At 49.2% G+C, this 9,159-nt stretch carries 8 protein-coding genes; 4 read left to right on the top strand and 4 right to left on the bottom strand.

Annotation, left to right across the window (positions count from 1 at the left end):
• Positions 1-104 precede the first annotated feature (104 nt).
• Positions 105-1,532, top strand: coding sequence for a T9SS type A sorting domain-containing protein (locus tag ACTHMC_RS07530; RefSeq protein WP_440412224.1), 1,428 nt, complete (start codon positions 105-107; stop codon positions 1,530-1,532).
• Between the two features lie 84 nt (positions 1,533-1,616).
• On the opposite strand, the gene ACTHMC_RS07525 is transcribed toward ACTHMC_RS07530, so the two are convergent.
• Complete coding sequence (locus tag ACTHMC_RS07525; protein WP_440412222.1) at positions 1,617-2,345, bottom strand: DUF4197 domain-containing protein; 729 nt, start codon at positions 2,343-2,345, stop codon at positions 1,617-1,619.
• A gap of 76 nt (positions 2,346-2,421) precedes the next feature.
• Between ACTHMC_RS07525 and ACTHMC_RS07520 the strand changes: the two genes are divergently transcribed.
• Positions 2,422-3,576: an NAD(P)/FAD-dependent oxidoreductase gene (locus ACTHMC_RS07520; protein WP_440412220.1), complete on the top strand. Its 1,155-nt coding sequence runs from the start codon at positions 2,422-2,424 to the stop codon at positions 3,574-3,576.
• Positions 3,577-4,185: 609 nt separating this feature from the next.
• Here the strand turns inward: ACTHMC_RS07520 and ACTHMC_RS07515 are convergent.
• Positions 4,186-5,406, bottom strand: a complete 1,221-nt coding sequence (locus ACTHMC_RS07515) for a M43 family zinc metalloprotease (RefSeq protein WP_440412218.1) — start codon at positions 5,404-5,406, stop codon at positions 4,186-4,188.
• 385 nt (positions 5,407-5,791) lie between these two features.
• On the opposite strand from ACTHMC_RS07515, the gene ACTHMC_RS07510 reads away from it, so the two are divergent.
• Positions 5,792-6,604: a glutaminyl-peptide cyclotransferase gene (locus ACTHMC_RS07510; RefSeq protein WP_440412216.1), complete on the top strand. Its 813-nt coding sequence runs from the start codon at positions 5,792-5,794 to the stop codon at positions 6,602-6,604.
• 3 nt (positions 6,605-6,607) lie between these two features.
• Positions 6,608-7,450 (top strand): glutaminyl-peptide cyclotransferase, encoded by an 843-nt coding sequence (locus ACTHMC_RS07505; RefSeq protein WP_440412215.1) that lies wholly within the window; start codon positions 6,608-6,610, stop codon positions 7,448-7,450.
• On the opposite strand, the gene ACTHMC_RS07500 is transcribed toward ACTHMC_RS07505, so the two are convergent.
• A complete protein-coding gene (locus tag ACTHMC_RS07500) occupies positions 7,451-8,350 on the bottom strand; it encodes a class I SAM-dependent methyltransferase (RefSeq protein WP_440412213.1) in 900 nt (299 codons plus the stop codon). It lies immediately after the preceding gene.
• Between the two features lie 172 nt (positions 8,351-8,522).
• Positions 8,523-9,155, bottom strand: a complete 633-nt coding sequence (locus ACTHMC_RS07495; RefSeq protein WP_440412212.1) for a hypothetical protein — start codon at positions 9,153-9,155, stop codon at positions 8,523-8,525.
• Positions 9,156-9,159: the final 4 nt, after the last annotated feature.

Here is a 9,159-nt window from a genome sequence, read left to right as displayed (position 1 = left end):
ATAATATAAAAAAAATAAAACAAATATACATTTACTTTATTAATAAAATTGTCATTGCTAGCACCTATTTTTTTTTATTCTGTCACCAAAAAAAATACCCAAACATGAACGCAACTCTACACCTCTGCGTGATCGCATTATTTATCACTTTTTCAAGCCAGAAATCAATTGCACAGGCATGCTCGGTGTCCAACATCACCATCAAACTGAACAGCGCTACCAGCAATGGCGGCAACTGTAAGGTAAATGTAGACATCAGCTGGGACCAGGTGAACAATGGCGGTAATAAGTATACCAATATACATGTGTGGACACAGTCCGCATACCCCAACCCACAACTCACGTATGCAGCTCCTCCCACGCTGGCCCAGTTATCAGGCGCGTTAGGCACCGTAGTGGTAACCAATCCAACATTAGCTTCCCCTACACTCAACGGAAGTTACTCTACGGCGCCAACCGCCACTATACTGCCAGTTACTGCTGTAGTAAAAACCTATGTGAGCGGCACCGGCATCAACACGGTGAACAGGTTCACACTCCAGGGTGTTGTAATGACCATCCCCGGTGCCTGCAGCAATGCCACCAAAATAGTTGCGGATATCTGGAGCAGCAATTCCAACAGTGATAATGCCGTTCAATGTGCAAAGCCCAATAACGGATTCTTTGTGAACGATCCTTTAGTGAGTGGTTCCATTATCTGTCTGCCACGGACTTACACGGTGAACATCGCCTCTCAGTCCACTGCTAAAACAGCCACTTATTCCGTGTATGCCGATGTACCCTCCAACGGTGTGCTCGATGCCAGTGATCCCGTTGTACTTGTTACTGCGCCGGCAGCTGTTCCCGCAGCGGGCAACGGCTCATTCACTTCCGCTCCCGCCGCCTTCACTAATTATGAGAACAGGAACCTCTGGGTACGCGTACAGGTGACCGGCGATGCATTTTCCACCACCGCGCTTATTGTAAATACATGTCCGCTTTTACCCGTTACCCTCACCGGTTTTGAAGCACAGCGCCAGGGACAATCAGGCATTTTATTGAAATGGCAGACCGCTTCGGAGCAGAACAATAAAGGGTTTGAAGTACAAAGAAAAACAGGGACCGGAAATTTTGAGACCATCGGAGTAGTACCAGCCGCCACAAAAGATGGTAACAGCAGCCAGTTGCTGAAATATCAATACACAGATGAACATGCACCCGCCTCTCAAACCCAATACCGGTTGCTGCAGCGCGATATCGATGGCAGGCAGAGCTTCAGCAAGGTGATCATCATCAACGCACTCAACAATACAGCACTCTCCGTACTCATCTATCCCAACCCCTCAACCGATGGCAACTGCAGCATCAGTTTCAATGATGCTGCATCGAAAGACCTGCTGCTGACAGACAATAGTGGTAAAACCATCCAGACGGTGAGAAACCTGTCTGCGAGCCAGTACAGTCTGCAAAGACTCAGAAGCGGTCTCTACTTTCTCACCATCAGGCACCAGTCTACCGGTGAGACCATCACCCGGAAAATAGTGGTAAAGTAGTGATAGTTCCGGACCGGGACTGATGGTAAAACAAACCGCCTCCCTGTGGAGGCGGTTTTCGTATATCCGTTAAGGTTAACTCCATTAACTGTTCTTACCGAACACTTTCTTCAGTATCTCCGTTGTACGCGCAACAGGATCTTTGCGGATAGCCTTCTCTTCCAGTCCTACCTGGTAGAAGATACCGGTCAGCGCTCTTTCCGTAACAAATCCAGAGAGATCGGGATTGATCTTTTTGGTTGCAAACTGATTGTACGCAGTGAACACATCTCCCCAGAACTTGGTGGCATTCACTTTGGCCAGTGATTTTTCGATCACGGGTTTGAATGCGTTTGTGAGTGCGATCGTTGTTTTGCCTTTCAGGTAAGAAGTGGCAGCGGTATCGCTTCCTTTCAGGATCCCGAGCGCATCATTGATGGTCATGCTCTTAACGGCATTGATGAAGATGGGAGCAGCAGAGCTGGCAGCATCTTCAGCAGCCCGGTTCACGGAGAGAATGGCTTTGTCTACGAGACTGCCCATGCCGAGGTCGCGCAGGGTCTTCTCCACTTTCTGGGCTTCTTCCGGCAGCAGGATCTTGATAGCTGCATTCTTGAAGAATCCATCCATTGCGGAGAGTTTGGTGGAGCTGCGTTCTGCGCCTACAGCCAGCGCTTCTTTCAGGCCAGAAATGATCTCATTGGTACTAAGCCCGCCGGTGGTACTGCCTGTTCCTGTTCCGGTCTGACCGAGGTCCTTCAGGATCTGCTGGGTTGATTCGCAGCCTGTAAATAACAGTAAACAGAGGGGTAACAGGTAAACATACTTTTTCATCTGGTTGTGATTTGTTTTTCAATTGGACGTTGACTTTCCATTTTTCCGGCTGCATATTATCGAATAACTTTATTCAATGCAAATATCTGTCTGGGAAAAGGAAAGTTTTTTCGCTCCCGCCGATGTGATCATCCTCGGCAGCGGCCTCGTTGGCCTTTGGTGCGCCTGGCACCTGAAGAAAGCCAATCCCCGCACCCGCATCACCATCCTCGACCGCGGCATCATCCCCACCGGTGCCTCCACCCGCAATGCCGGATTCGCCTGTTTCGGCAGTGTTACTGAACTGATCGCCGACCGCGATAAATCCGGCGAAGACCGTATGCTCCAACTCGTTGACATGCGCTTCCGCGGCCTCCAGCGGACCCGTAAGATCCTCGGAGAGAAGGCCATCGGCTTCCAGTGGAGCAAAGGTTACGAGCTCATTGCCCATCACAACGACCCTGGCCAGACCTGCCTCCAGGAGCATATCGACTGGCTCAATGAAAAGCTCGCCCCCATCGTTGGCTCTTCCCCCACTTACAAATTCGCCAGCAAAAAGATCAAACAGTTCGGCTTCAGCAATACCAACCATCTCATCGAGAATAAATTTGAAGGACATCTCCACTCAGGCATGCTCTGCCAGCAACTGCTGCAGCGCGTTCAGGCCCTTGGCGTTACCGTTCTGAATGCCACTACTGTTACCCATTTCGAGAAAGGCCCGGAAGGAGTAAAACTCCATGCCAATATACCCACCCCTTACGGTCAGCAGGACATCAGCTTTCATACTCAACAACTCCTCATCTGCACCAACGCTTTTGCCCGCGACCTGCTCCCTCAACTGGATATCGTTCCTGCCCGCGGACAGATCATCGTTACAGCTCCCATCAACAATCTCCGCTTCAAAGGCAGCTTCCACTACGATGAAGGCTTCTATTATTTCCGCGACCTCGGCGACCGCATCCTGCTTGGCGGTGCCCGCAACAAAGCCTTTGAAGAAGAAACCACCACAGACATGGATATCAGCAACACTATCCAGCATGAACTGGAAAGCTTCCTGAAAACCATCCTTATTCCAGATCAGCCGTTCACTATAACCGATCGATGGTCCGGTATCATGGGGATGGGAAGTGAGAAGATGCCAATCATTGAAGAACTCTCATCCGGCGTGTTTTGCGCGGTACGAATGAGCGGAATGGGCGTTGCGCTGTCGGCGTTGGTAGGAGAAGAGGTCGCAAACAAAATGCAGGGTTGATTGCTGTTTTGTTTTTGTTTTGTGGCAAAAGGGGTATGAAAAAGTTGGCTGCAAAACAAACCGCACCTTTTTGTGGTGGTATTGAGGTTTGAGTTGGAAAGATTGGGCGGTAGTACAGAGCCTGACTTCTTCGCTTATGTTTTGAAGGCCATTTTTCCATACCCCTTTTGCCATGGGCACGCTGGATGTGCAGCAATTAAGCGCGCTGTTTGTTTGACAATTTTATTTCTCCCAATATTTGCCGATAAGAGCAACTGCGCAATTTGCCGCTCATTGCGGCGCGCAATTATTGTTGGTTGAATTGGCCCAATGATCGGCATTGAGAGTGGGGAAAGGAGGTAAAAGTTCAGTCAGGTTGAGTAAATGGAAGCAGGGAAAACATACGAGAATGGAAGTAGATGCCGTACCTCCATAGTGCCAGAGCCGGTGAAGGACATGGTAACGGGGCCTTCAAAACATACGATCCTCAAGCCCAGATTTGCACAACAGCCCTAACATACCCCACAAAAGCCCATCAAAGAACAACCAGGTGTGGGTATGTTTTACAGCCCTGTTATCATATCCCTCATCCGGCATACGACCAATAAATCAAATGCGATATCAATAAACTCATGATTTCTTAAACACCTTCATCACCTTTCCATTTCCAACTTTGATGAAGTACAACCCCGCTTTCAATCCACTCAATTTTATCTTTCCTCCATAAGTAACTATGGTATTCATCACCACCTGACCAGCAGCATTCTGCACCAGCACAGAATGGCCATCGATAGCCACATCAGACTCAAGCTGCACAAAACTCACGGCAGGATTGGGATACAGGCGGATACTCTCAGGTGCAGGAAGGAATTCTTCAGGTAATGCAGGATATAACGGAGCAGTCAGGCCAGTCGATTGAAGGAGCGATTGCCTCGGCCCATGCTGCTCAAAAAGACTGCGCATCACAGCACGCTGGCCTGGTGTGAACATACTGATACAGGCGTCATCTGTGAAGTCCATAAAGTTCATGTACATATTACCGTTAGGTCCGTTGTTGCAGGTGGAGATCACACCGGAAGGGCAACCGATGGTGCTACTGCTTTGTGGAGGAGTGTCGTCAACATAATCGTTGCCGCAATCCGTATCCCCCCAGATATGACGCAGCCCAAGCCAGTGGCCCACTTCGTGGGTGGTGGTGCGCCCCATATTGTATGGCGGCTGAGCGGTACCGGTAGTGCCGAATGCAGTGAAGGAAATCACCACGCCGTCGAGGTCCTTGCGGATGCCGGGAGGACTGGCAAAACCAACCAGCCCACGGGAGAGCGGCGCTACCCAGATGTTGAGGTAGCTGGCAGCATCCCAGGGATCGCTGCCACCATAAGCGGTGGCCTTGATGGCGTCGTCGATAGCGAAGGCCCGGATGCGGGTCTGCTTTCGGACGATGCCTTTGGTAGCACGGCCCGCAGGATCCGTAGTTGCTAACTGGAACTCGATGCGGCAGTCAGTGGAGAGTTGCTGAAAGCCAGTGGGAATATAGGCTGTGTCGGAATTAAGTTTGCGAAAGTCGCGGTTCAGCGCGTCTATCTGTGAACGGATCTGCGCTTCGGAAATATTCTGCTGCTCGTTATTGAAAAGCACATGCACTACTACCGGAATGCGGATCAGCGGCAACTCTCCGGTATTATCGGAATTTACCTGTAATAATGATGGTGATGGAATGATGGGCTTTGCCAGGGATGGTTGCTGACGGCTTGCCTGCTGGAGAAAAGTATGAGCACCACAAGCACGTTGAGCATCGGCCTGGGTGAGCAGTAAAAGCAAGCAACAGGAGGCAAGTAATAAATGTTTCATTAGCACAGCTTTCTTGTGAGGCAGCTGATCCTGGCAACAGGTACGAAACAAATATTCAACAAAACGGAAAACCTGCGGCAGGATAACTACCAGGGGTAAGGATAACAGAAGGAGCATTGCAATTTTGCTGCCCGCAACTGGCTGGCTGATACACAGGAATGAATTTTTAAGAAAGAACCGGAAGGATCAGAATGACCATAGATAATATTAGGAGGGATATTGGAGATGGTCACAACCGGTTTGATGATGTAAAACAAATAAAAGTTTCCGGAAATTGCAAGTACCACCTTGTGGGTATATACGTATCCATGCTGTAATGCGGATTTTTCACTTTTTTTCTGGTTTACAAAGAGTATTTTTGAATGCACAGATCCATTTTCATATGATGAAAAAAACTTTTTATAGCATTTTATTATTCAGCACATTTATTGGCGCCTGTAACAATTCCGGAGAGTCAACCGCCCCTGAAGGAACCAATGCGGAAGCAGCCACTCCCAGGATCCCCTTTACTGTGGTGAATGCTTACACGCATGACACCCTCAGTTTTACACAGGGACTGGCCATTTACGGCGGCCAGCTGTATGAATCCACCGGAAGCCCCGAAGGCATTCCCAATAATGGCTCCTGGATCGGCCCGGTGGAATTGTCTACCGGAAAAGCCACTCCAAAAGCCAGACTGGAAAAAGAACATTTCGGAGAAGGCATGACCATCCTCAATGATAAGGCCTATTATATCACCTGGCAGTCGAAGAAAGGTTTTGTATACCAAATGCCCGATTTCAGGAAGATCAGGGAATTCAGTTACAATACCGAAGGATGGGGCCTCACCAATGATGGCACTAACCTGATCATGAGCGATGGCAGCAATAAGATCTATTATTACAGTCCTGATTCCATGAAGCTGCAGAATATAGTGAGTGTGAACGACCACAACGGCCCTGTTCCCAATATCAATGAACTGGAATATATCAATGGATTCATCTATGCCAACCAGTGGGAAACACCATATATTCTGAAGATCGATCCGGCCAGTGGAAAAGTGGTGGCGCAGATGGACATGAATAACCTGGTGAATGAAGCCCGTGGCGCGTATCCACAGGCGGATGTGCTCAATGGTATCGCATTCGATAATACCAATGGCAAGATCTTCATTACCGGTAAGAAGTGGCCCAAATTGTACGAGATCAAACTTCAATAATAAATGAAAAGGGGCAGCCGCTGTATGATTGCACTGCTGTTACTGCTCAACAGCTGTTTCAACCCGGAAACAGCAAGAACCTCCGATACCGGGAGAACAGGTTCTTCCGGACCGGCAACACCTGCCGTCATCGGATATACTGTGCATGCCAGCTATCCGCATGATACCGCTTACTTTACGGAAGGGCTGGAATATTTCCAGGGCGAGTTATGGGAGTCCTCAGGCGGCAATATGACTGAAAGCCCCTACCCGTCTGTTGTTGGCGTGGTGAATACTAAAACTGGCAGGAATGATCCGAGGGTATTGCTGGATCGCAGGAAATACTTTGCGGAAGGCATCACTTTCTTCAAGAACAAATTATACTGGCTCACTCTTGATAATGGTATCGGGTTCGTGTATGATGTGCAACAAAACTTCAAACTGCTGCGTAGCTTCAAGCTGCCTTCCATTGAAAAGAAAGGCTGGGGGCTAACCCATGATTCGTCCCATATCATCATGAGTGATGGAACGGACAGGCTCTATTTCCTCGATCCGGATTCGCTTACACTGGTCAGAAAGATTTCTGTGCGCGACAATCGCGGGCCTCTCAACAACCTGAATGAGCTGGAATATGCCAACGGAAAGATCTATGCCAACAGGTGGCTCACTACCACCATCCTGGTGATCGATCCCGCAACGGGTTACGTTACAGGTACCATCGACCTGGATATGCTGCAGAAAGAAGCAGACAAAAAACAGTCGGGTTACCGCGAATTGAATGGTATTGCCTGGGATGCCGCCACCGGCAGGATGATGATCACGGGTAAGAGATGGTCAGAGATGCACGAGATCGTGCTGCATCAATGATCAGGGCCTGATCACATAAATGAGGGAGCTGCAGCGCGCATTATTTCCTTTCCCCGCTTTCATATTGGAACGAAACCCATTGATGAAACCTTTTACCAGGCTGGCTTTCCCGTTCTTGTATTTTTCACTGAGCATACTTACATAGAAGCTGTCGAACCACATGGGTTCGATGGTTTCAAGGCGCAGGTGATGCTGCTTCAGCAGGGTGCGCATAGACGCGGGCGAAAAATGATAGAGGTGACGCGGAACATCGTAAGCAGCCCAGAAGCGACCATAGAGTTGTGCATCGAAGCTGGTATAATTGGGCACGGCAATCAGCAGAACACCACCGGGCTTGAGGAGTCGTTTCAGCTGATCCATATAATCATGCAAGCGGTGTACATGTTCCAGTACATGCCACATGGTGATCACATCAAAATGTTCGGAAGGAAGCTCAAAGAGTTCACTGGTATCCAGGAGGGCGATGCCATTTACCTCTTTGGCGATCTGCCTGGCAGCCGGATCAGGCTCCAGTCCTATCACCTGCCATCCGCTGCGTTTCATGAAAGATGCAAAAGTGCCAGTGCCTGCGCCGATTTCCAATAACTGACCGGTTGTTCTGTTGGTGGCTGACTGCAGCAGTTTGCGTTTATTGCGCAACGTGATATTCCTTACCGTATGGTACAAACGGTTCACCAACCCCTTGCTGGTATTGGTATGAGAGATATAGCTGTCTGCTTTATAGAAAGGTCCGATATGCGCTTCGTCAGGCACAGCCTGGGTAAAACGGAGCGTACAGGAAGCACATTCCCAGATGCTGAAAGCCTTTCCGGAAACGGTATAATCTGTGGCAGTGAGCGCTTCCCGGATAGTAGACGCGCCGCAGACGGGGCAGTTTGTATAATTGATTACAGGATCCATTTTTTGAAAACCAGGTTGCAAAGAAAAGGTTTTTTTTAATTATAGCAGAGTGTCGCCAGTCGCTCGCGTGCTCGAGTAACTTATATTCCGTCGCCTGCCGGCGACACGTTGTGCGCCAGAGGCGAACCAATAGCAGTAACTCGCCAGAGGCGAGCTACTGGGCAGACCTTGATTATTTACTGATTTCAATGCGTTGCTGGTTACCCAGTGAAGATAAATTGAATCCGTTCTTATAGAAATGGAAAAAAGCTGCACTCAGGGCGATAGCGCCGATAATGATGGCATAGATCCACCAGCTGTCCTTTTCGCGGTAAACGTTCTCTTCAGAAAAATTCTCTCCGTCCTGATGAATGATCTCTTTGGTCACTTCCCGGTCACCCACCAGCATGGTTGCATGCGTATGCGTGCGAACGATCCTGATTGCTGAGGTCGGTTCCTCATAAGTAGGAATGGCACCTGCCGACTGGAAGGATATTTCACCCGAAGGGTCTTTTCTGAAAGTACCTACATGCGGCCAGAACTCTTCGGCATCATGGCGGAGGCGGCTGCGCAGCTCATATGCCCATTCATTGTACCATTTGATGGCTTCGTAATCGGCCATGTCTTTCTCGCGCGCCAGGTAAGTGAAGAACTCCTTATCAGGAGCATCAAAGTATTTGTCGAACCGGAAATGATATCCGGGAGGAAGGATCCGCTTATTCACAAAGTCAGTCTGTGCCGGGATACGCTCAATATAGATGGTACCCAGACCAGGGATGGACAGGCTTTTGTTCTGTAATAAGTAACTGGTCAGCACTTCCGTCATGTGA

The organism is Pseudobacter sp. (assembly GCF_051955275.1).
GTDB lineage: Bacteria > Bacteroidota > Bacteroidia > Chitinophagales > Chitinophagaceae > Pseudobacter.
This window is presented reverse-complemented; position numbering and strand designations above follow the sequence as displayed.